Annotated in this window: 20 protein-coding genes and 1 tRNA gene; 7 read left to right on the forward strand and 14 right to left on the reverse strand. The window is 35.6% G+C overall.

Annotated elements, in window-relative coordinates; all coding sequences use genetic code 11:
- Nucleotides 1–44: 44 nt before the first annotated feature.
- The 7 genes from QWY87_RS10410 to pdxA all read right to left on the reverse strand — a co-directional run bounded on the left by QWY87_RS10410 (nucleotide 45) and on the right by pdxA (nucleotide 5,563).
- A complete protein-coding gene (locus QWY87_RS10410; RefSeq protein WP_290290911.1) occupies nucleotides 45–509 on the reverse strand; it encodes an Lrp/AsnC ligand binding domain-containing protein in 465 nt (154 codons plus the stop codon).
- Nucleotides 510–625: 116 nt separating this feature from the next.
- Complete coding sequence (accC, locus tag QWY87_RS10415; protein ID WP_290290913.1) at nucleotides 626–1,972, reverse strand: acetyl-CoA carboxylase biotin carboxylase subunit; 1,347 nt, start codon at nucleotides 1,970–1,972, stop codon at nucleotides 626–628.
- A gap of 72 nt (nucleotides 1,973–2,044) precedes the next feature.
- Nucleotides 2,045–2,533: an acetyl-CoA carboxylase biotin carboxyl carrier protein gene (gene accB / locus QWY87_RS10420; RefSeq protein ID WP_290290914.1), complete on the reverse strand. Its 489-nt coding sequence runs from the start codon at nucleotides 2,531–2,533 to the stop codon at nucleotides 2,045–2,047.
- 21 nt (nucleotides 2,534–2,554) lie between these two features.
- Nucleotides 2,555–3,553 carry a beta-ketoacyl-ACP synthase III gene (locus QWY87_RS10425; protein ID WP_290290916.1) on the reverse strand — a complete coding sequence of 333 codons (999 nt, stop codon included), beginning with the start codon at nucleotides 3,551–3,553 and terminating at the stop codon, nucleotides 2,555–2,557.
- A gap of 158 nt (nucleotides 3,554–3,711) precedes the next feature.
- Nucleotides 3,712–3,906, reverse strand: coding sequence for a 50S ribosomal protein L32 (gene rpmF / locus QWY87_RS10430; protein WP_290290918.1), 195 nt, complete (start codon nucleotides 3,904–3,906; stop codon nucleotides 3,712–3,714).
- A gap of 2 nt (nucleotides 3,907–3,908) precedes the next feature.
- Complete coding sequence (locus tag QWY87_RS10435; protein ID WP_290290919.1) at nucleotides 3,909–4,445, reverse strand: YceD family protein; 537 nt, start codon at nucleotides 4,443–4,445, stop codon at nucleotides 3,909–3,911.
- Between the two features lie 56 nt (nucleotides 4,446–4,501).
- On the reverse strand, nucleotides 4,502–5,563 hold the full coding sequence (gene pdxA / locus QWY87_RS10440; RefSeq protein WP_290290920.1) for a 4-hydroxythreonine-4-phosphate dehydrogenase PdxA: 1,062 nt from the start codon (nucleotides 5,561–5,563) through the stop codon (nucleotides 4,502–4,504).
- 78 nt (nucleotides 5,564–5,641) lie between these two features.
- On the opposite strand from pdxA, the gene QWY87_RS10445 reads away from it, so the two are divergent.
- Nucleotides 5,642–6,226 (forward strand): riboflavin synthase, encoded by a 585-nt coding sequence (locus QWY87_RS10445; protein WP_290290922.1) that lies wholly within the window; start codon nucleotides 5,642–5,644, stop codon nucleotides 6,224–6,226.
- Here QWY87_RS10445 and QWY87_RS17860 read toward each other — a convergent pair whose 3' ends face one another.
- On the reverse strand, nucleotides 6,227–6,412 hold the full coding sequence (locus QWY87_RS17860) for a PID-CTERM protein-sorting domain-containing protein (RefSeq protein WP_353959164.1): 186 nt from the start codon (nucleotides 6,410–6,412) through the stop codon (nucleotides 6,227–6,229).
- 280 nt (nucleotides 6,413–6,692) lie between these two features.
- Nucleotides 6,693–6,766: transfer RNA gene (locus QWY87_RS10450), tRNA-Ile, on the reverse strand.
- A 97-nt stretch (nucleotides 6,767–6,863) separates the two neighbouring features.
- Between QWY87_RS10450 and QWY87_RS10455 the strand changes: the two genes are divergently transcribed.
- Entirely contained in the window at nucleotides 6,864–7,475 is a 612-nt protein-coding gene (locus QWY87_RS10455) for a hypothetical protein (protein WP_290290924.1), read from the forward strand.
- On the opposite strand, the gene QWY87_RS10460 is transcribed toward QWY87_RS10455, so the two are convergent.
- Both QWY87_RS10460 and QWY87_RS10465 read right to left on the reverse strand, forming a co-directional pair.
- Complete coding sequence (locus QWY87_RS10460) at nucleotides 7,456–7,803, reverse strand: hypothetical protein (protein WP_290290926.1); 348 nt, start codon at nucleotides 7,801–7,803, stop codon at nucleotides 7,456–7,458. The genes QWY87_RS10455 and QWY87_RS10460 overlap by 20 nt on opposite strands.
- A 5-nt stretch (nucleotides 7,804–7,808) precedes the next feature.
- The gene (locus QWY87_RS10465; protein ID WP_290290966.1) at nucleotides 7,809–8,777 is read right to left on the reverse strand and encodes a polyprenyl synthetase family protein; all 969 of its coding nucleotides are present in this window, start codon (nucleotides 8,775–8,777) and stop codon (nucleotides 7,809–7,811) included.
- A 194-nt stretch (nucleotides 8,778–8,971) separates the two neighbouring features.
- On the opposite strand from QWY87_RS10465, the gene QWY87_RS10470 reads away from it, so the two are divergent.
- The 4 genes from QWY87_RS10470 to QWY87_RS10485 are packed head-to-tail and all read left to right on the forward strand — an operon-like array spanning nucleotide 8,972 to nucleotide 15,567.
- A complete protein-coding gene (locus QWY87_RS10470; protein WP_290290928.1) occupies nucleotides 8,972–9,568 on the forward strand; it encodes a TetR/AcrR family transcriptional regulator in 597 nt (198 codons plus the stop codon).
- Nucleotides 9,565–10,902: a TolC family protein gene (locus QWY87_RS10475; protein WP_290290930.1), complete on the forward strand. Its 1,338-nt coding sequence runs from the start codon at nucleotides 9,565–9,567 to the stop codon at nucleotides 10,900–10,902. The genes QWY87_RS10470 and QWY87_RS10475 overlap by 4 nt, the downstream gene beginning before the upstream one ends.
- Nucleotide 10,903: 1 nt before the next feature.
- Nucleotides 10,904–12,079 carry an efflux RND transporter periplasmic adaptor subunit gene (locus QWY87_RS10480; RefSeq protein WP_290290931.1) on the forward strand — a complete coding sequence of 392 codons (1,176 nt, stop codon included), beginning with the start codon at nucleotides 10,904–10,906 and terminating at the stop codon, nucleotides 12,077–12,079.
- 2 nt (nucleotides 12,080–12,081) lie between these two features.
- Nucleotides 12,082–15,567 (forward strand): efflux RND transporter permease subunit, encoded by a 3,486-nt coding sequence (locus QWY87_RS10485; RefSeq protein ID WP_290290932.1) that lies wholly within the window; start codon nucleotides 12,082–12,084, stop codon nucleotides 15,565–15,567.
- A 36-nt stretch (nucleotides 15,568–15,603) separates the two neighbouring features.
- Here the strand turns inward: QWY87_RS10485 and QWY87_RS10490 are convergent, their stop codons facing one another.
- Together QWY87_RS10490 and uvrC are read right to left on the reverse strand one after the other, a co-directional pair.
- Nucleotides 15,604–17,838 (reverse strand): patatin-like phospholipase family protein, encoded by a 2,235-nt coding sequence (locus QWY87_RS10490; RefSeq protein WP_290290933.1) that lies wholly within the window; start codon nucleotides 17,836–17,838, stop codon nucleotides 15,604–15,606.
- The gene (gene uvrC, locus QWY87_RS10495; protein ID WP_290290934.1) at nucleotides 17,835–19,640 is read right to left on the reverse strand and encodes an excinuclease ABC subunit UvrC; all 1,806 of its coding nucleotides are present in this window, start codon (nucleotides 19,638–19,640) and stop codon (nucleotides 17,835–17,837) included. The genes QWY87_RS10490 and uvrC overlap by 4 nt, the downstream gene beginning before the upstream one ends.
- 332 nt (nucleotides 19,641–19,972) lie before the next feature.
- On the opposite strand from uvrC, the gene QWY87_RS10500 reads away from it, so the two are divergent.
- Nucleotides 19,973–21,214, forward strand: a complete 1,242-nt coding sequence (locus QWY87_RS10500) for a pyridoxal phosphate-dependent decarboxylase family protein (protein ID WP_290290936.1) — start codon at nucleotides 19,973–19,975, stop codon at nucleotides 21,212–21,214.
- Here the strand turns inward: QWY87_RS10500 and QWY87_RS10505 are convergent.
- Nucleotides 21,211–21,912: a lipoprotein signal peptidase gene (locus tag QWY87_RS10505; protein WP_290290938.1), complete on the reverse strand. Its 702-nt coding sequence runs from the start codon at nucleotides 21,910–21,912 to the stop codon at nucleotides 21,211–21,213. The two genes, QWY87_RS10500 and QWY87_RS10505, sit on opposite strands and share 4 nt — an antisense overlap.
- Nucleotides 21,913–21,922: the final 10 nt, after the last annotated feature.

Raw genomic sequence — 21,922 nt, forward strand, 5'->3', positions numbered from 1 at the left:
GAGGTGATCGGAAGTGACACCCTCACCTCCGATCACCTCGGTATTTAAATTTTCATTTGCCTGTCAATTTGCTGATCCAATGAAATAAAAGTTTCGGTGCGGGCTACACCTTTTATGTTCTGTATCTCATGATTTAGAACCTGCATTAAATGTTCGTTATCACGACAAAGAATTTTAACAAATATGGCGTAATTACCTGTTGTATAATGACTCTCAATTACTTCATCTATCTCTTTTAGCCTTTTAGTCGCTTCTTTATATTTACTTGAACTATCAAGAAAAATCCCTACAAATGCCAGCGTCTTAAACCCGAGTACTTTGGGATTAATCATGAATTTAGAGCCAGAAATAAGCCCGGATGCTTCAAGTTTTCTCAGACGTTGATGAATGGCTGCTCCGGATATACCAACCTCTCTTGCAATGCTGAGAATTGGTGTTCGGGCATCTTGCATAAGTTGATTTAATATCAATTTATCAATACCATCAATTTTAACTGTTTGTTCTTTCATAATATTCCTTACAATTTATAACCAAAAATTAGCCCTAAGTTATGATTAGAAATAAATATAAAAAAAAAGATATGAAATCATCATATCTTTTTTACAAACTCTATTTATTTGTTATATTAATCTTCCTGGATCACAAAATCATCCATAAAGGCAGTAGTATAATTTCCAGCAATATAATCTGGATCGTCCATTAATTGTCTATGAAAAGGAATTGTTGTTTTAACTCCTTCAATCACAAACTCGTCCAACGCTCTTTTCATTTTTGCAATAGCCTCTTCTCTGGATTGAGCTGTAACAATCAACTTCGCGATCATAGAATCATAATTTGGCGGAATCGTATAACCTGCATAAACATGCGTATCTAACCTTACCCCGTGACCTCCTGGAGCATGAAAAATAGTTATTGTTCCTGGTGAAGGCCTAAAATTATGATGTGGATCTTCAGCATTGATTCTACATTCAATTGCATGCTGAGTTGGGAAGTAATTTATCCCTAATATCGGCACACCTGCTGCCACCTTGATTTGCTCACGAATTAGGTCAAAATTTGATATGACCTGCTCAGTGATAGGATGCTCTACCTGTATTCTGGTATTCATCTCCATAAAATAGAAATTCCTGTGTTTATCAACTAAGAATTCAACGGTCCCGGCTCCTTCATACTTAATATATTCTGAAGCAAGTACTGCAGATGCTCCCATCTTCTCTCTTAGCTCATCTGTCATAAACGGAGAAGGTGTTTCTTCAGTAAGTTTTTGATGTCTTCTTTGCACAGAGCAATCTCTTTCAGACAAATGACAGGCTTTACCTTTTGAATCACCGATAATTTGAATCTCAATATGTCTCGGTTCTTCAATTAGTTTTTCCATATACATGGCGTCATTTCCAAATGAAGCTTTGGCTTCTTGTCTTGCAGAATCCCAGGCATCTTGCAATTCTTCTGGTTTCCAACAAGCTCTCATACCTTTTCCACCACCACCGGCAGTCGCTTTTAGCATGACTGGATATCCTATTTCCTCTGCTGTTTTTTTTGCCACTGTAAAAGATGACAAAATTCCTTCAGATCCTGGTATTGTCGGAACACCTGCTTTCTTCATGGTTTCCCTGGCGGAAGCCTTGTCTCCCATGAGATTAATCATTTCTTCGGAAGCACCAATGAATTTAATTCCATGTTCTTCACAAATTTTTGAAAAACGTGCATTTTCAGATAAAAACCCATATCCAGGATGAATCGCATCAGCATTAGTGATTTCTGCAGCAGCGATAATGTTTGGAATCTTTAAATAAGATTCTGCACTTGCTGGAGGGCCTATACACACGGCTTCATCTGCAAAACGAACGTGTAAACTTTCCGCATCAGCTGTAGAATACACCGCAACTGAACTGATTCCCATCTCACGACAGGTTCGTATGATACGAAGAGCAATTTCTCCTCGGTTGGCTATTAATATTTTTTTAAACATAATTTAATCAAATTACATTAATACTGAATCACAGATAAAGTATTGCTTTATCTTCGTAGTGATAGCTTGTTTCTAGGAAGGATCAATCAAGAATAATGGCTGATCAAATTCAACAGGTGACGAGTCTTCAATTAAAACCTTTACGATTTTTCCTGAAACTTCTGATTCCACCTCATTAAACAATTTCATCGCCTCTATGATACATACAGTATCACCAGCCTCAATAGTATCTCCTACTTTGACAAAAACTGGTTTATCAGGTGATGGTTTTCTATAAAGTGTACCAATGATCGGTGATTTAATTTCAATATATTTTGAAGTATCATCAGCTTCATTAGCTTCAACTGGTGCTGAATCAGCTGCTACAGGGGTTCCTCCTTGTACTTCTGGCTGAGCCTGAACCGGCATGGATACTGGTGCAGCTTGCTGAAAATAATTTGTTTCATGTCTTTCAGCTCCTGTCTTGATCGTAATCTTGACATCACCCATTTCCAACTTAACTTCATTTGCTCCAGATTTGGCTACAAATTTTATTAGGTTTTGAATTTCTTTTAAGTCCATAATGATATGTTTATAATGATTTTATGAATTATAACACCACTTAAAGTAAATAGACCCCCATGAAAATCCACCACCAAATGCAGCGAGAATCACAGTGTCTCCTTTCTTAAGTTGCTTCTCATAATCAGCTAAGAGTAAAGGTAAGGTAGCCGAAGTAGTATTTCCGTATTTCGCAATATTCAACATCACTTTAGATGAATCCAGTTTCATCCTGCGAGCTGTTGCTTCAACGATTCTTTTATTTGCCTGATGTGCAGCCAACCAATCAACGTCGTCATTGCTGATATTGTTTTTTTCTAAAATTTTCTCACAGACATCAGCCATATTAAACACCGCATTTTTAAATACTGTCTGACCGTCTTGTCTGGCAAAATGAAGTCTTTCTTTTACAGTTTCTTCGGTTGCAGGCATCATAGAACCTCCAGCCGCAACATTTAAAAACTCTCTACCCGAACCATCAGATCTCATAATCTCATCCTGTAGTCCGTTTCCATCTGTAGTAGGTTCAACCAAAACTGCTCCTGCCCCATCGCCAAAAATTATGCAGGTTGTTCTGTCTGTATAATCGATCATAGATGAGTTCATATCGGCTCCGATAAGAAGTATTTTCTTATACCTGCCCGATTCAATATACCCGGCAGCTACTGATAAGCCATAAAGAAAACTGGAACAAGCCGCTTCTAGATCAAAAGCAAATGCATTTACAGCTCCTATCTTATTTGCAACAAAGGCTCCAGTCGATGCCGCTTGCATATCAGGAGTGGCTGTACATAATATAACCATTTCAATTTCACTGGGATCCAAATTGCTCTTCGCAATAAGATCTTCAGCTGATTTTATAGCAAGATAAGAAGTGCCTTTACCTTCTTCTTCTTTTAAAATTCGCCTTTCTTTAATCCCGGTTCTTGAAGTGATCCAATCATCATTGGTCTCAACCATTGTCTCCAACTCCTTGTTGGTAAGTATATAATCAGGAACATATTTCCCAACAGCGGTAATCGCAGCAGTCACTTTATCCATGTCTATTTATTTACTGTTTTATAAAAAACAGAGGTCAAAAGTAATAAAATTAAGTTTGGAACTTCATCAAAAAAAGACATTTTTTGCCTAATTTCAATTAAAATCAACAAAAAAACCCTCAAAAATGAGGGTTTTTTGCATAATCGTCAAATATTTGACTATGCTTTATTTTCTTGTGCGTCGATTAAAATCTGACCTCTATAATAAAGTTTTCCTTCATGCCAGTGAGCACGGTGGTATAAATGAGCTTCGCCAGTAGTAGGGTCTTTTGCAATTTGAGGAGTTGCAGCTTTATAGTGCGTTCTTCTTTTATCTCTTCTCGACTTTGATACTTTTCTTTTAGGATGTGCCATCTCTACTTATTTTTATCTATTAGTAATTTTTTCAAATCTTCCCATCTCGGGTCAATTTTATCTGTTTCCTTATTTTTTTCCGGACTTAACTCTTCGAGTTTATTCAAAATATCCGATTTCAACGAGCCATCTTCTATTCCTGGATGTATTTTTTTTAATGGTACTTCAAGAACGATCATTTCATAAATGTATTGAGAAACATCTAATTGATGTTCTCCATGAGGCAAAATTAATACCTCCTCATTCTCATCATTGAATTCCTCACCAAATTTTACAACCAAATCAAGACTTCCTTCTAAGGGGAGTTCAAATGGTTCATTTGTAACATCACAGGCAACCGTCGCCATTCCTTTGTTTTCAAAATGCAATTCCAACAACGTACTCTTTTTTACAAAATCAAGAGTAACAGTAAAATCTGCATTTAAAAATTCATCGAATGAATATGACTCAAAGAACTGTTTATCAATTTTATATTCAAACTTGTGGCTTCCTTCTTTTAATCCAAAAAACGACAACACAAAATCATTTGATAATTTCATCTGAACATAAATTTGAGCGCGCAAAGATAGAAAAAAATTAAGTATTTAAAAACAATTTATTTAGAATATTGCTTTTTCTTCTCTTTCTGGATTTCAAGTTTATTCTCGATAAGGCTCATATACTCTTCTCTTGCCTTAAACAAATTGATTCCCAAAAAGATAGCTTCCTTGAAGGAACTGAACTCAGCCTTACCTTTACCTGCTATTTCGAAAGCCGTACCATGGTCGGGTGAAGTTCGAATTTTATCCAGTCCTGCAGTAAAGTTCACTCCTTTCCCAAACGATAAAGTTTTAAAAGGAGTAAGTCCTTGGTCGTGATACATGGCTAAAATGCCATCAAAACTTTTATAATTTCCATTTCCAAAAAAACTGTCGGCAGCATAAGGTCCATAAACCAGCTTTCCCTTTTTTTGTATTTCTTCCAAAGTTGGTCTAACAATCTCATCATCTTCCGTACCAATAACACCTTGATCTCCACAATGAGGATTCAAACCTAATACCGCAATTTTAGGTTTGGATATATTAAAGTCTTCAACTAGTGATTTATACATAATCGAAACCTTTTTCCTGATCAAATCTGCGCTAATATTTTCTGCCACCTTATCGATAGGAATATGCCCTGTGATCAATCCAACCCTCAAGTCTCCAGAACACAGTATCATCAATGCTTCTCCATCCAAATTATGTTCTAAAAACTCGGTATGGCCCTGGAAATCAAATTCTTCTGATTGAATATTGTTTTTATCTATCGGTGCCGTTACCAATATGTCTACATCGCCATTTTTCAAGGCTTCAGTTGCACTATTCAATGACTGTAAGGCATACTTGCCAGAAGTTTCGCTTGGCTTACCCAAATCAACCTCTATCAATTCCTTCCAAACATTTAATAAATTTAATTTTTGTGGAACTATTTTTTTAAGATTATCAATGCCATGGATACTTGTATTTAAATTCAGTACTTTTTTATGATGACTTATCACTTTTGAGGAAGCAAAAATTACAGGAGTACAAAAGTCTAACATCCTACTGTCTTCAAATGATTTTAATACAACCTCAATGCCAATCCCATTCAAATCACCTACAGAAATTCCTACTTTTATTTTATCCTTTTTTTTCATCCAAGTATCTAATAATTCTTAATTTTGAAAGGTAATTCAATTTTACCGATGCACAAATTTAATCATTAATTTTAGAACATGTTTACAGGAATAATAGAAGAATTAGGAGAGATTGTTGAATTAAATCACGAACAAGACAATTTACATATAACTGTTAAAAGTAAGGTTTCAAAAGAACTCAAAATTGATCAAAGTTTGGCACACAATGGAGTTTGTCTTACGGTTGTAGGACTGGGTGAAAACACGCATACCATTACAGCGATCAAAGAAACCATTGACAAATCATCTATCGGAGACTTGAATGTTGGTGATAAAGTTAATCTTGAAAGAGCCATGCAGCTCGGTGCGAGGCTTGATGGTCACATTGTACAGGGCCATGTGGATCAAGTTGCGGTTTGCACAGAAGTGGAGGCACTAGAAGGTAGTTGGGTCTTTAGTTTTAGCTATGATAACACTTATAACAATCTAACGATTGAAAAAGGTTCCATCACCGTAAACGGAGTAAGTCTTACCGTTGTTAATTCTAAGGAAGGTTCTTTTAGTGTAGCAATAATACCTTATACGTATGAAAATACAAATTTCCACCAGATCAAAATAAATGATACAGTGAATTTAGAATTTGATGTAATTGGGAAGTATGTAGCTCGATTAATGGTTAAATAGCTAGCCTTTGGACTTGTCGTAAATTTTCTTTACCGCATACCCTAATCCAAGAACAACCATGCCGATTATCCCGCCATCAATAGGCACCACTGGAGGTGGGGGTGGCGGTGGGCCCTGAGCCAACGCTATGTCTGAAACCAATATAAAAGCTAACAGGAGTATCGCTTTAAAGTATTTATTTGCCATATAAAAAAAACTCTTTTTAGAATTTAATAACGTAACTAAACCTAATTTGTTGCAAATATAGGAAAACGATTAAAAAATATATCAACAACTAATCATTAATTTAACATTTATTTATTTTTTCAATGAAATGTCAACAACAAATTTACAAACTAAATATAAAATTAACATTTTTGCAAGTGATAAAAAAGAAATAATTGAAAAAATTTAATTCATTCTCATCTTAATCATTTTCAACAAAATTCAAAAAAAAAAGTCTAAAAAAAATTCTAGACTTTTTAAGTGGACCCACTAGGGCTCGAACCTAGGACCACCTGATTATGAGTCAGGTGCTCTAACCAACTGAGCTATGGGTCCAAAATTGGAGTGCAATATTACTATTTTTTTACGTTATGTACAATAATTATCTTTGAATAATTATATTTGAAAAACTAATTCATTTAAATACTTCAGAATGTGTCGAGTCTATTGTTTCACTCTCATTATATTGTTCATATCTATTTCTGCTTTTTCTCAAGAAAAAGAGGTCATTGAAAACAATCCTGATTATCAGTTTCAATCAGATAAACAGCAGCAAACTACAAGTTCACCACAAAAACAAGTATATACTTATAAGCCATCATGGAGCTTTGGAGGTAATATAGGGCTTTCATTCTGGAATGGAGGAACAGATATTTTATTAGCTCCTAAAGCGTATTATAATGTATCCCCTAAGTTCCTAACCGGCTTTGGATTGACCTATATCTATTCCAGCTACAAAGACAGTTTTGGCAAGTATAATCAGAATTCATTCGGAGGTAGTGTTATGGGAGCTTTCAGGCCAATTCCTTATTTTCAACTCTCAGCTGAATATGAAGGTTTACAAACTAATGGAAATGGTACATTCTATGTACTAGGTGCTAACAACGTCGAAAGTGATTACTCCTATTGGAATAATGCTATTTATTTAGGCGCGTCATTTGTCTCTAGAAATGTTTCTTTCGGGATTAGATATGACGTCTTATATGATGCGAACAGAAGTGTCTATAGCTCGGCCTGGTCTCCGGTTATTGGCTTTTATTTCTAAACGCTACTTTTTGCCACTCTCTTTTCAGTACCAGAAAAGTAACTATTTCGGCTATTTGTTTGGGTTCAGTTTCAGGAATTGACTTTAGTTTCTGCTCAGGCAGGTCAATTCTGTAAAGGAAATTCAGATAAGCACGGAAATCATTAGTCATTAAATAGACAAGTACATTATAAAGTTGTTTTACTAATTTATCTGCGGTAACTGAATCAGCAAAATTAACTTCTAAGCCTGAGAGGTCTGCATCTTTATTTAATTGCACAACTAACTCTTGAAGTAATTGCTGAGATTTAATTTCGTTAATTAGTTGAATTACCTCCCTATCTCCCATGCCTATTAAGTTTTGCGGTTCATTAAACCCAAACCAAAATTCTTCAAAACTTGCTTTTTTGAACTTTCAATAGATAATCCTTCAATATCTTGAAAAGCTTTCATGGTATATTGCTCAATATGCTCAGTTAACAAAGCCTCTAATCCATATTTAATCAAAAGTTTCTTCACTTCAGCAATTTTGTAATCTTCATCTAAGTCAGTACTGTAAAGTTCTAAGAGTTTTGCTCTATCCTCATCATTGGCCAGTTCAAGCGCCATGATATACAAAAAAGTCTTTTTGCCCTCCAATATGTCTCCTCCTATTCTTTTTCCAAAATCTTCGGTTCCAAAGGTGTCAAGATAATCGTCCTGCAGCTGAAAGGCTATTCCTAAATTCAACCCAAAATCATATATTTTTTGTTGGTCATCAAGCGATGCATCTGCAATGATAGCTCCCATTTTTAAAGAGGCACCAACCAGAACAGCTGTCTTATAACTGATCATTTTTATGTAAGTAGCTAAAGGTACATCAACCAAATCTTCAAAATCTACATCAAGTTGTTGCCCTTCACAAACCTCAAGCGCGGTTTTATTATACAAAGAAATAAGCAATTTAAAAGTCTCTCCCGAATAGTGCTCCAGGCGCTGATTTGACATGATCATCAAAGCGTCCCCTGATAAAATAGCCGTATTGAGATCCCATTTTTTATGCACAGTTTGATTTCCTCTCCTGAGGTCGGCTTTGTCCATAACATCATCGTGAATCAAAGTAAAATTATGAAACATCTCAACAGATAAGGCCGCCTCCATGGCTTCATTATAGTCACCTCCAAATAAATCGCTGCTCATCAAAACCAATACGGGTCTTATTCTTTTCCCGCCAAGCCCCATTATATAATCAATAGGCGTGTAAAGATTTTCAGGCTCTTTATTGTTTTTTTGCTCGTTCAAATACGTTAAAAAAGCATTGCGATACATCTCCATAGTAAGCAGTATAGTTTTTGTAAAAATAATTATTCTTTAAGAATCAAGACCCTAAGTCACTCTTAAATTGCCCAAATGTTTTAATCTCATTCCCCAATAGTAACAATAGAGCCTGTTTGACGACTAAATAGTAGTGTTACGTTACTGTAAACTTTGGAAACTTTTTTTGTGTTTACAGTTTCCTTGTTTATATTTGCAAGCTCATGAAAGAAAAAATACTCCATAAAGCATCTGAAATGTTTTTAAATCTAGGATTTAAAAGTGTAACAATGGATGACATTGCCTCAGAGCTCGGCATGTCTAAGAAGACGATCTATAGTCACTTCCCTACAAAACTAAAATTAGTACAGTCCACAACTTTTTTTGTGCTTGATAATGTAAACGAAGCAATTTGTAGCATTTTGTCTGCTGATCTAAACCCTATAAAAGAAGTGTTTACGATTAAATCTATTGTAAATAATCAATTAAAAAACGAAAAATCATCACCACATTATCAATTGCAGAAATACTACCCTAAAATTTTCAAACAACTTAAAGATAAACAGTTTGAATCTGTAAACGAATGTGTCATAAACAATTTAAAAAGGGGTATCGATCAAGGTTACTATCGCGAAGAAATAAACATAGACCTCATTACTAGATTCTACTTTAGTGGAAATATGAGCCTTACAAATAATGATATATTTCCGTTAAACACCTATGGAATGTCTGAGCTTAAGGATGCTTATCTGGAATATCATATTAGAGCAATTGCCACTGAAAAAGGACTACAAACTTTAATAAAAATACTCAAGAAATGAACAAAATAATTACTTTTTTGGTTTTCCTCTTTAGCATGGGTAGCCTTCAAGCACAGGATACTTATTCATTTACACTTGATGAAGCTGTTCAATACGCTTTAGAAAACAATTATACTGTTAGAAATGCAGCTTTGGATATTGAAGCAGCAGAAAAACAAAAATGGGAAGCAACTTCTTATGGTTTACCTCAAATAGATGCCGGTATTGATTATCAAAACTGGCTTAAACAGCAGGTATCTTTTATTCCATCGGAAATAATTGGTGGTAATCCAGGCGAATTCACTCCTGTTGTATTTGGGACAAAACAGAACATGAATGCCACCGTAACAATGAATCAATTGATTTTTGATGGTTCCTATTTAGTTGGATTGCAATCAGCCAAGACATTTCTGATGATTTCAAACTTGGCGAAAGAGAAAACAGACCAAACTATTAGAGAAGCTGTTATAAATGCCTATGGAAATGTTGTGGTTGCTCAAGAAACCCTAAAGATACTTTACAGCAATAAAGAAGTATTGGAAAAAAATCTAAACGAAACCAGGGTTCTGCTTCAGAACGGGTTTGCTGAAGAACAAGATTTTCAACAGCAACAAATTACCTTGTCAAGTATAGATAATGAAATAAACCGATCATCCAGACTTGAAACCATTTCTAAGCAGGCGTTAAATCTGACTTTAGGAATACCAATTGAAACCGATGTGGAACTTACTGAAAATCTGGAAAACCTAGCGATGAAAAGTGCTGATCTACAAATACTTTATACTGACTTTGAGCTTGAAAATCACGTTGACTTCAGGATAGCAGACAATCAGGTATTATCAGATGAGTTGCTGGTTAAATATGAAAAAAGTAAAAGTATTCCTTCTATCAATGCATTTGTGAATTACAGTACTTTTCAATATGGAGATAACTTGATATTCTTTGAAAATTACGATGATAATTGGTTTAATTCTTCCTTATTTGGACTTAGTATGAAAATACCAGTTTTTAGTAGTTTACAACGAAGCTCCAGGACGCAGCAAGCTAAAATTAACTTAAAGCAATCTGAGATTCAAAAAACTGAAATTTCTCAAAGCCTGAAACTTCAAGTCAATACTGCAAAAAACAAATACCAATTTTCACTTGATCAATTTCAAACTTCCAAAGAGAACCTAGCACTGGCAGAAAGCATTGCTGAAAAGGAACAAATAAAATTTTTTGAAGGTCTAAGTACCAGTATTGACTTAACCAATACGCAAAATCAATTGTTCGGATCCCAACAAGATTATATTCAATCAATCCTCATAATTATACAATCAAAAGTAGAATTAGAAAATGCACTTAACTTATTTTAATATGAAAAATATATTACCCCTTTTAATACTGACATTCCTCTTATTTTCCTGTGGAAGCGGAGACAAACAAAGTGTAGATGACGTGATAGAATCGCAAAATCTGAAATCAATTCGGGCCAAAAAAAGTGAATTGGTAAGCGAGCAAAATTTAATTAAACAAGAAATTAAAAAACTCGATATCGTAATTGCCGAACTCGACGAGGGTAAAAAAATCCCTTTGATCACTACTTTTAATCTTGAGGAAACTGATTTCAAACATTTTCTTGAACTACAAGGAAATGTAACCACAAAGAATCTTTTGATGATCTATCCTGAATATTCAGGGGTTCTCACAAATGTTTATGTTGTTGAAGGACAAAAAGTCCGAAAAGGAGAAGTTCTTGCTAAAATCGATGATGGCGGGTTAAGCCAACAATTGGCTCAGTTAAAGATTCAGGCTGAATTGGCCAAAACAACATTTGAGAGACAGCAAAGATTGTGGGACCAGAAAATTGGAAGTGAAATGCAATATCTACAGGCCAAATCAAATTATGAAGCACAAGACCAGGCCATTGCACAACTGGAACAGCAAGTAGCTAAAACTGTTGTAAGGGCTCCTTTTTCAGGAACTATAGATGATGTATTAACTGAACAAGGAAGTGTTGTAATGCCTGGGCAAACAGAGTTGTTGAGAATTATAAACTTAGACAATATGTACATTGTAACTGATGTTCCTGAGAAATACATTGCAAACATTACAAGAAACAAAAAGGTAGAGGTTGAATTCCCGGTTTTAGGTAAAAAAATTGATTCTAAGGTCAGACAAGTTGGTAATTTTATCAATCCTGCAAATAGAACCTTCAAAGTGGAAGTTTCTGTGCCAAACAAAGACAAGTCAATAAAACCCAACCTAACAGCCAAATTAAGAATTAACGATTATTCTAATACAAATGCATTGTTGATACCCCAGGGAATCATCTCTGAAAATGCTGATGGAGAACAATATATTTATATCGTGACTGATAAGACAGGTAATGACGAAGCGGTTGCTGAAAAAAAGATTATTACAACGGGTCTGACACAAGGAGATTATATTGAGGTGATCGATGGCTTGGAAGTAGGCAATGAAATCATTCAAGAAGGGGCTAGAAGTGTTAATGACGGGCAAACAGTTAAAGTAATCAATCAAGACTCATAATTATGGTCAAACAGAAAAAAGTACTCGATAAAGAGTTCGGTTTATCATCTTGGGCCATCAATAATAAAACAACCATTTACGTTGTTATTTTGATCATTTTATTTTCCGGTCTATCAGCATATAACAGCATGCCTAGAGAAAGTTTTCCTGAAATAAAGGAAACAAAAATCTATGTGAGTTCAGTCTATCCTGGAAATACGGCGGAAGATGTTGAAAAACTGATCACCGATCCGCTTGAGGAGAAACTTAAAACAGTAAGTAATGTTGTTGAAATTACTTCTACATCTCAAGAAGATTATTCTATGGTTATCGTCGAATTTGATGAAAATATAAATGTAGATGATGCCAAGCAAAAAGTGAAAGACGAAATCGATTCTGAAACTGCAGGAGAAGATTGGCCTACCTTCAATGGTGCCAAGGTTGAACCAAATGTTTTCGAATTGAACTTATCGGAAGAAATGCCGATTCTGAACATCAATATCTCCGGTGATTATCCAGTAGAGAAATTGAAAAAGTATGCTGAATATTTAGAAGATGAAATTGAAGGTTTACAAGAAATTAAACAAGTTGATATTAGAGGCGCTCAAGAAAAAGAGGTTGAAATAGCTGTTGACATTTATAAAATGATGGCTGCTAAAGTTAGTTTTGATGATGTCTTAGGTGCTATCAATAATGGTAATATAACTATGTCTGCAGGAAATCTTGTTTCCAGTGGCCAGAGAAGGACTATTAGAATTATTGGAGAGATTGAAGATCCTTCTGATCTGGATAATTTTGTTGTAAAATCTGAAAACAGCAGCCCTATCTATTTAAAAGATATTGCAAAAGTAGCGTTTAAAGAAAAAGAAAAAACAACCTATGCCAGAGCGTTTGGAGACGTGGTTGTAATGTTAGATGTGAAGAAAAGGGCGGGTAAGAACATGGTGGCTGCCGCTGAAAAAGTACAAGACATTGTCAATGATGCGAGAATCAATGAATTTCCAAGTGATCTTAAAATCAGTATTACCAATGACCAATCTTCTAAAACGATTGGACAGGTTGATGATTTGGTGAATAATATTGTTTTTGGAATAATTCTGGTCGTCACTGTATTGATGTTCTTTTTAGGGTTTAGAAATGCCCTCTTTGTTGGGTTTGCTATTCCTATGTCTATGTTATTGTCTCTGATGATTCTCGATGCATTGGGCTATACGATGAATACCATGATTCTCTTTGGTTTGATTATGGGGCTTGGTATGCTTGTAGACAACGGTATTGTTGTTGTAGAGAATGTTTACCGACTTATGGATGAGGAAGGAATGAGCAAAAAAGATGCTGCCAAGAAAGGAATCAGTGAAATCGCCTTTCCTATCATCATATCAACAGCAACTACAATTGCTGCCTTTATACCCCTTGGTTTATGGCCAGGAGTTATGGGTGAGTTCATGATCTACCTTCCGATTACACTTTCGGTGGTGTTAGGCTCTTCATTATTTGTAGCTATCTTTTTCAATTCAGTTTTGGTCTCCCAGTTTATGAGCATTGAAGACAAGGATATGTCTCGTAAAAACATTTTTACTATTACTGGAGTTTTAGTTCTCTTCGGAGGGCTTATCATGATTATTGGTGGTGCGTATAAAATTTTTGGTTCAATTCTGTTAACAACTGCCATATTATTATGGATCTATAGATTGTTTCTTAGAAAAATGGCCAATTATTTCCAGAATAATATTCTGACAAAATGGGAGAAAATTTATGAATTGACCTTAAAATCTGCTCTTAACGGATGGAGACCTTATGCGATTACGGTTGGTACTGTACTCCTTCTTTTTCTGGCCTTTGGAGGTTTTGGAGCTTCCGTGGCAAATCAAAGAACCAAGGTTGAATTCTTTCCGGATAACACACCAAATCAGATCATCGTTTATATAGAATATCCCCAAGGAACGGATATTGAGAAAACAAATCTGATCACTAAAGAAATAGAAGAAAGGGTCTATTCATTTTTGAATGCTGACGAATACCTTGAAAAAGGATATAATTTTATGGTAGAAAGCGCCGTGGCGCAAGTTGGTGAAGGTGCTGGTAATCCTCAAACTGATGCAGGTTCAGCCGCAGAGATGCCTCATAAGTCAAAAATTACCGCTTCTATGCGCGAATTCAAATACCGTAAAGGCATGGACAGTGAGCGACTCAGACAACAAATTCAGGAGGCACTTGTAGGTATTTATCCAGGTGTTGCGATTAGTGTTGAAAAAGAAGCCAACGGACCACCGGCCGGTTATCCTATCAATATAGAAATTGAAGGGGATGACTATGCTGAATTGATCCATACAGCTGAAAAAATGAAAGATTTTATCAATATGCAAAGTATTGAAGGGATCGATGAATTAAAAATTGATGTCAATCGCTCTAAGCCTTCTATGTATGTTACTATAGATCGAAGAAAAGCCGGAGAATTGGGTGTTAGTGCAGGCCAGGTAGGTCAGCAGCTGCGAAATTCTATATTTGGAGCAAAGGCTGGTGTCTATAAGGAAGATGGTGAGGATTATGATATTTATGTACGATTCAATGAAAGGGATAAATATAATAAAAGTGCCATTTTCAATCAGAAAATTACTTTTAGAGATCCTGCTACCGGTAAAATAAAAGAAATACCCGTATCAGCTGTGACCAGGCAAAAGAACAATTCTGGATTTAGTGCGATCAAACATAAAGATGCAAAAAGAGTGGTAACCTTATATTCTGCCCTTTCGCCAGGATTTACTGATGCCGGAGCCATTGTGAACAGAATTCAATCAGAGATGGAAGGCTTTTCTAATCTTCCCGAAGGAGTCAAAATTGACTTCACGGGTCAAATAGAAGAACAGAACAAACAGATGAACTTCTTGGTTGGTGCCTTTTTCTCAGGTCTTGGTCTTATCTTTTTAATATTGATCTTCCAATTCAATTCGGTTTCAAAACCTGGTATCATCATGTTGGCTATTTTTCTCAGTTTGATTGGTGTTTTTGGTGGACTGATCATCACTGGAAATTCATTTGTAATCATGATGACGATGATGGGTATTATTTCACTGGCAGGTATTGTGGTGAACAATGGTGTTGTTTTACTTGATTATACGCAACTCCTGATCGATAGAAAAAAGGCAGAATTAGAAGTAGAAGAAGATGATTATTTAGACAACGATGATTTACTCGAGAGTATTGTAAGGGCAGGTAAAGCGAGATTACGCCCGGTATTATTAACAGCAATTACTACTATTTTAGGATTGATTCCCTTAGCAATAGGATTCAATATAAACTTTTACACCCTGTTTACAGAGTTTGACCCACAAATCTATTTTGGGGGTGACAATGTCGTGTTTTGGGGGCCTTTAGCATGGACTGTGATTTATGGACTATTCGTAGCTACTTTCTTAACATTGGTGGTAGTACCCATTCTTTTCTATCTGATCACCAGATTTAAAATGTGGTTAAAGGAAAAACTTCAAAGTGATGAGGTGACTGCTTAAAAAAGAAAACCGGGCTCAGCTCGGTTTTTTTTATTCTTAGAACCAGAATCCAACATTGATATACCAATAATCCTGGTTAGTATCCGGGGTCCAGGAATAGAGCAACTCAATTGGGCCTATGATGGTATTTATTCCATAACCCGCAGCATAACCAGTTCTGGTATCCTCAAAAATTCTACCATCATTCCATATATCGTCATTAAGCCTGCCAAAATTTCCGGTAAAGGACAGGAAATTCTTTTTGAATAATTCATAACGCACTGTGAGTGCCGTTCTTAGAAATGCTGATTCATTTAATTCTGCAAAACCATAGCCGTAAAAAGGCATAAAGGTATTGATATAGTTTTCATTATATCCACCAAGGTGATAATCAAGGATCTCATTCTCATTATTACCAATAGTAACTCCGGCTTGAGATAATACATGGAATGTCAATTTATCGAAAAAAGAATAGGCAAACCCTACCTCACCCGATAATTGTGAAAAAGGAATGAAATTGTCATTGTAATCACTCGACACAAGATAAAGGAGGTACTCAGAATTTAAATAAACCCCTTTTTTAGGAAAATATTTCGAATCATATGTGTCGAGCATAATCTTACCAAAGGCATTGAAAAAATGACTTTTTTCAAAATAAATTCTGTTGAGATCATCATCAATTATTTCATCCGTAAAGGTGTTCAGAAATTTATGCTCAATTCCAACTCTAAATGCCCACCTGTCTTTAATTGTAGACTGCAGGAACAGCCTCGTTGTGAAATCAATATACCTTATAGGAATCATCAGGCCAGAATCTAACTGACCGGAACTTTTAGTTATAGGAAGCGTACCGGTTACAACGTCCGATTTAAAAGTGTTATATCTGGTGTTTAAACCGAAACTCCAGCTAAAGCCATTGTCATAAAAATAGTCAATATTGTATCTTAAATTATCTCCAACAACAAAATCAGCCGATATGAAATCATTCTTAAAGAATAAATGCTTGTTGGTGAAATTTACCAGTATTCCTGTTTTATACAGTTCATCATAGTGAGCACCAAATTGTATCAGCGTTTCTTCCTTATTCTCAATAATCTCGAATTCAACCTTGAGACCTCCTTCAACTGATGAGAACTTATAAAAGATACTTTCGAAATTACCCGTCGCGGTTAAGACGTCAATCCCTCTAATAAAATCTTTGCGACCAATGATCTCGTTTTTTACTAAGCCTAATTTCTTAATACAATACTTATCTGTATAATTTCTATTTCCTTTGATCACGATCTCCTTGATCATGAATTCATCAGTTCCCGGATATGATTTAATAGTTCTGTGCTTCAGTCCTCCTTTTTGTCTTGCTGCCAATGCCTCAAGTGTATCCATCACCTTCAACATGGCTAGCTCTCCTCTCTTTATAATCTCTTCACTCTGATCAAAAGAAAAAGTTGTGAAATCATCTAGCTCAGGCCTGATATACAAATCAGACAATTCAATTTTTTGATCCCATTTACTATACATTTGAAATCCTGCGATCTGCATTAAAATCTCTGGCAAACTGTTGAGGTTTTCTATATCCTTTAATCCTCCCGATACGTTAACCCCGATAATATAATCAACGCCCTTTTCTTTCATCTTCTCTACCGGGAAATTATCGACAATCCCACCATCAACTAATACTTCTCCATTAACCGTTACTGGCGTCAGTAGTCCTGGAAACGAACCACTGGCCCGAATTGCTTCAGGAAGAAATCCTTTGTCCATAACAACCTCTTCTCCGGTTTCTAAATTCGTAGCAATACAGAAAAATGGGATACTTAGTTTGCTAAAATCATCTACTTCATGAACATGTTCAGTGAGTTGCGAAAAAATATTAAAGGCATTTTGTCCTGTAGAAACTGCTGAGGGCAATTCTATTTTTCTTTTTACCAGGGGTAAGGAAATAGCATACTTTCCATCGTGCTCTTTCTGGTAAAATGATGAAACCTCTCTAGGTAAATCATCACTAACCAAACCATTCAAATCATATACCCGTAATACGGAGTCCAATTCAGTCGCATTGTATCCTGAAGCATATAAACCACCTATGATGGCGCCCATACTTGTTCCAGCGATATAATCGACTCTTACGCCGGCCTCTTCTAATTTTTTTAATACGGCCACATGCGCAAACCCTTTTGCTCCACCTCCACTTAATACCAAGCCAACCTTAATCTCTTTTTGAGGTTCAGGAGGGTCTTGAGCATACAACAATTGCATGCTTATAAATAAAATTACGAAAAGGAAGTATTTCATAAAGTCGATTTTGGGGGCGATTCGATTTTAAAATGTTGACTCACTTTTGTGGCCTTATCCTTACCTATTAGTTGCTCAATATCTTCAAACGTTGCAGATTTTAGCCTTTTTATTGACTTAAATTTTTTCAGCAAAGTTAAAACCGTTTTTTCTCCGATACCGTTAATACTTGAAAGATCACTATTGATAGCGCTTTTACTTCGTTTATTTCTATGATGCGTAATGCTAAATCGATGCGCCTCATTTCTCAATTGCTGAATAATCTTTAAGGATTCGGATTTTTTATCAAGATACATTGGAATTGGATCTCCCGGATAGTAAATTTCTTCAAGTCGCTTTGCTATGCCTATCATAGCGATTTTCCCTCTGAGTCCAAGTATATCGAGACTTTTAAGTCCGGAAGACAATTGCCCTTTTCCGCCATCAATAACCACTAACTGTGGAAGATCTCTACCTTCTTCAACCAGTCTTTTATACCTCCTGTGAACTACTTCTTCCATGGATGCATAATCATCAGGTCCGTCAACCGTTTTTATATTGAAATGTCTGTATTCCTTTTTGTCAGGCTTTCCATTTTTAAAAACTACACAGGCTGCCACTGGGTGAGTACCTTGTATATTTGAGTTATCAAAACATTCTATGTGTCTTGGTTCTTCATTGAGTCGGAGGTCCTTTTGCATTTGCGCCATGATACGATTGGTATGCCTGTCTGGATCTACAATCTGAATCTGTTTAAACCGCTCTTGCCTAAAATATTTTGCATTCCGAAGCGATAGGTCTACGATCCTTTTTTTATCTCCTTGTTTAGGAACAGTCACTTTTACGAGCTCACCAATATCTAAAGCAATTGGTGTATACAATTCAGCGGAAGTAGACTTAAACCTGTCTCTGATCTCTACAATAGCTAACTCAAGTAAGCTTTTATCATCCTCATCGAGTTTCTTTTTGATTTCAACGGTATGAGATTGAATAATCGCCCCATTGGTAATCTTAAGAAAATTGACATAAGCAAATAGTTCATCCGAGACAATACTGAAAACATCAACATTTGTAATAGAAGGATTTACTACGGTAGATCGCGACTGATAATTAGACAACAATTCTATTTTTTCCTTAATCTTATGCGCCTCTTCATATTCGGCTTTATCCGCAAAGTCAAACATGAGTTTTTCAAATTGCTTTAAGGATGATTTAAAATGCCCTTTAATAATGTTTCTAATTTCTTTAATGTCCTGGTCATACGATCCTGCCGTCTGCAAACCTTCACAGGCTCCTTTACAATTCTTAATATGATACTCGAGGCAAACCTTATATTTCTCGTTCTCTATGTTTTCAGCTGATAAATTGTAGGCACAACTCCGCAGAGGATACAACTCTTTTATCAATGAAAGAATAGCCCTGACCGTTTTGACCGATGTATAAGGGCCATAATATTCTGATCCATCCTTCCATACATTTCTGGTAAGGAAAACCCTTGGGAATGCTTCATTTTTAATGCAAATCCATGGATAGGTCTTATCATCCTTGAGCAGTACGTTATATCTGGGCTGGTATTTTTTGATTAGATTATTCTCTAGAAGTAAGGCGTCAGTCTCAGTTTCAACTACGATATGCTTTATGCTGGCAATTTTTTTCACTAAAACGCGTGTCTTTCCATTCTCATGGGTTTTCGTGAAGTAAGAGGCCACCCTTTTTTTAAGATTTTTTGCCTTTCCAATATACAATAGCTTATCCGTGCGATCAAAATATTGATATACACCAGGAGAATTTGGTAACGACTTTATTTGAACTTCTAATTCCAATTATATTTCTTTGCTTAACAATTTTACGCTTTTCGTCTTCTGAATTTGCGCTCCAAAATGAACTATTGAAACGGCTTCAGGAATAATTTCTGTAAGTTCCACAGAATAGGCATTCTGAAATCAATATTTTTTATATAAAAATCTTCTGTTTATCACATTTCTCATCCTGAATAAAACCATGATTGAGTAAAAAAAAAATAAAACCTTGTCAATTTAATAAAAAAACAAATAACTCTCCATAAGCCTTGTTTATCATGGCTTTATCCCTAGGTAATTTGTACTTTTACACCAACGTTTAAAAGCATAAAAATACGTTTTTAATATTCAAGGATATGAAATATTGGAAAAAAATTGGCCACAACAAACTTCAATCTAGAATTGAGGAAGCCCTTAAAGAAAATGTTGATTTTGAAAATGATACTTCACTGGGTTACCCGGCTTCGAAACTAGATGACAAGGTGTTTTACAGCGATGCCCCTTTTTTAAAAGATGCACCAACCTTAAAAACATATGTGGCAAATCCGAACCATATTGGATGTCATACTTTTGGATCTTCTGAAAGTGCTTTTAAAGGAACCCAAGAAATTGAACGCGAAGTACTACAAGTACTGGCGGTTGATTTCTTTAAAATGGAAGATGAGCAGTTTGACGGATATATCGCTCCGGGCGGAACTGAAGCAAATATCCAGGCTATTTGGGTTTTCAGAAACTTCTACCACCATAAATTCGACGCAAAAAATTCAGAAATTGCCATCCTTGCTTCGGATGACACTCACTATTCAATCCCAAAGGCTTCTAATATTTTAAGCTTGGATCTACTGGGTATTCCCGTAAAATACAAAGACAGAACCATTGATCCAATTGCCCTTGAAAGAATCATAAAAGAAGCGGTAGCAAATGGTAAAAAGTATTTTATCGTTATCGCCAATATGGGTACTACAATGTTTGGTTCAGTTGATGATCCGGATGTTTATACTGACCTTCTTGAAACAATGAATCTTGATTATAAGCTGCATATTGATGGAGCTTATGGTGGTTTTGTGTATCCTTTTAGCAACTTACAATCAAAAATAAATTTTTCTAATCCTAAGGTTTCATCCATAACAATTGATGCTCATAAAATGTTACAGGCCCCTTACGGAACTGGTGTTTATCTAAGTAGAAAGGGACTCATTGAAAATGTACTTACCAAAGAAGCCGAATATGTAGAAGGCATGGATCTTACTTTATGTGGCAGTCGATCTGGGGCCAATGCCATTGCGGTATACATGATTTTGTTTACTTACGGACCTTATGGATGGTATGAGAAAATCAGCGTTTTGTTAATGAGAACCAATTGGTTTTGCAAACAACTTGACCAAATGAGTATTCCTTATTTCAGAAATGAGCATATGAATATTGTAACAATCTATTCATCTCACATTCCTAAGGATATTGCTGAAAAGTTTGATTTAGTGCCTGAACAGCATAACGATAATAACAAATGGTATAAGGTGGTGATTATGGACCATGTTGAAATAGACAGCTTGCTTGAACTTATTGATGCACTAAAAGAGCGTTTGAAATTGGGTTAATTCAAATCGTATTTTTCAGCCATTGCTTCTGATGCGTCTGGTTTAGTTTTAGGGAATATCGTTTTATTAAAAACAATCAATAGTCCTACACCTGAACTTATGGCTGTATCAGCCACATTGAACACAGGATCAAAAAACGTCAAATTTCGATTTTCAAAAAGAGAAAAATGATCTCCACCAATAACGGGTAACCACTCAGGAAAATCAAAACTAATACTCGGCACCCAGTCAGGAAGAATTGTATCTACAATAGGAAAGTATAACATATCTACCACTTTTCCATAAAACAATGAATTGTAACCTCCCTCAGCAGGCAGAAAAGTGGCTACCTGTCTATAACTGTCGCTAAAGAAAATTCCGTAGAAAACAGAATCAATGATGTTACCCAAGGCACCTGCAAAAATAAAGGCAATGGCAGTAATTAAAATTTTATGCGCATTATTTTTAACCGCATCATATAGCCAATAACCTATTCCTGCTATCGCAACCAATCTGAACAAGGTCAAGAATAATTTTCCTGACTTTCCGCCAAACTCTTTTCCCCAGGCCATTCCATTATTCTCTAAAAAATGAATTCTAAACCAATCGAGGCCAAAAACCTTGATCTCTTCACTTAAGACAAAATTCGTCTTGATATAGATCTTTGAAACCTGATCTATCAGAAGTATTATGATGATAATTATAATTGCTCTTTTCACGAATTTCTTT

The sequence above is a fragment of the Lutimonas halocynthiae genome (assembly GCF_030409835.1).
Taxonomy (GTDB): Bacteria; Bacteroidota; Bacteroidia; order Flavobacteriales; family Flavobacteriaceae; genus Lutimonas; species Lutimonas halocynthiae.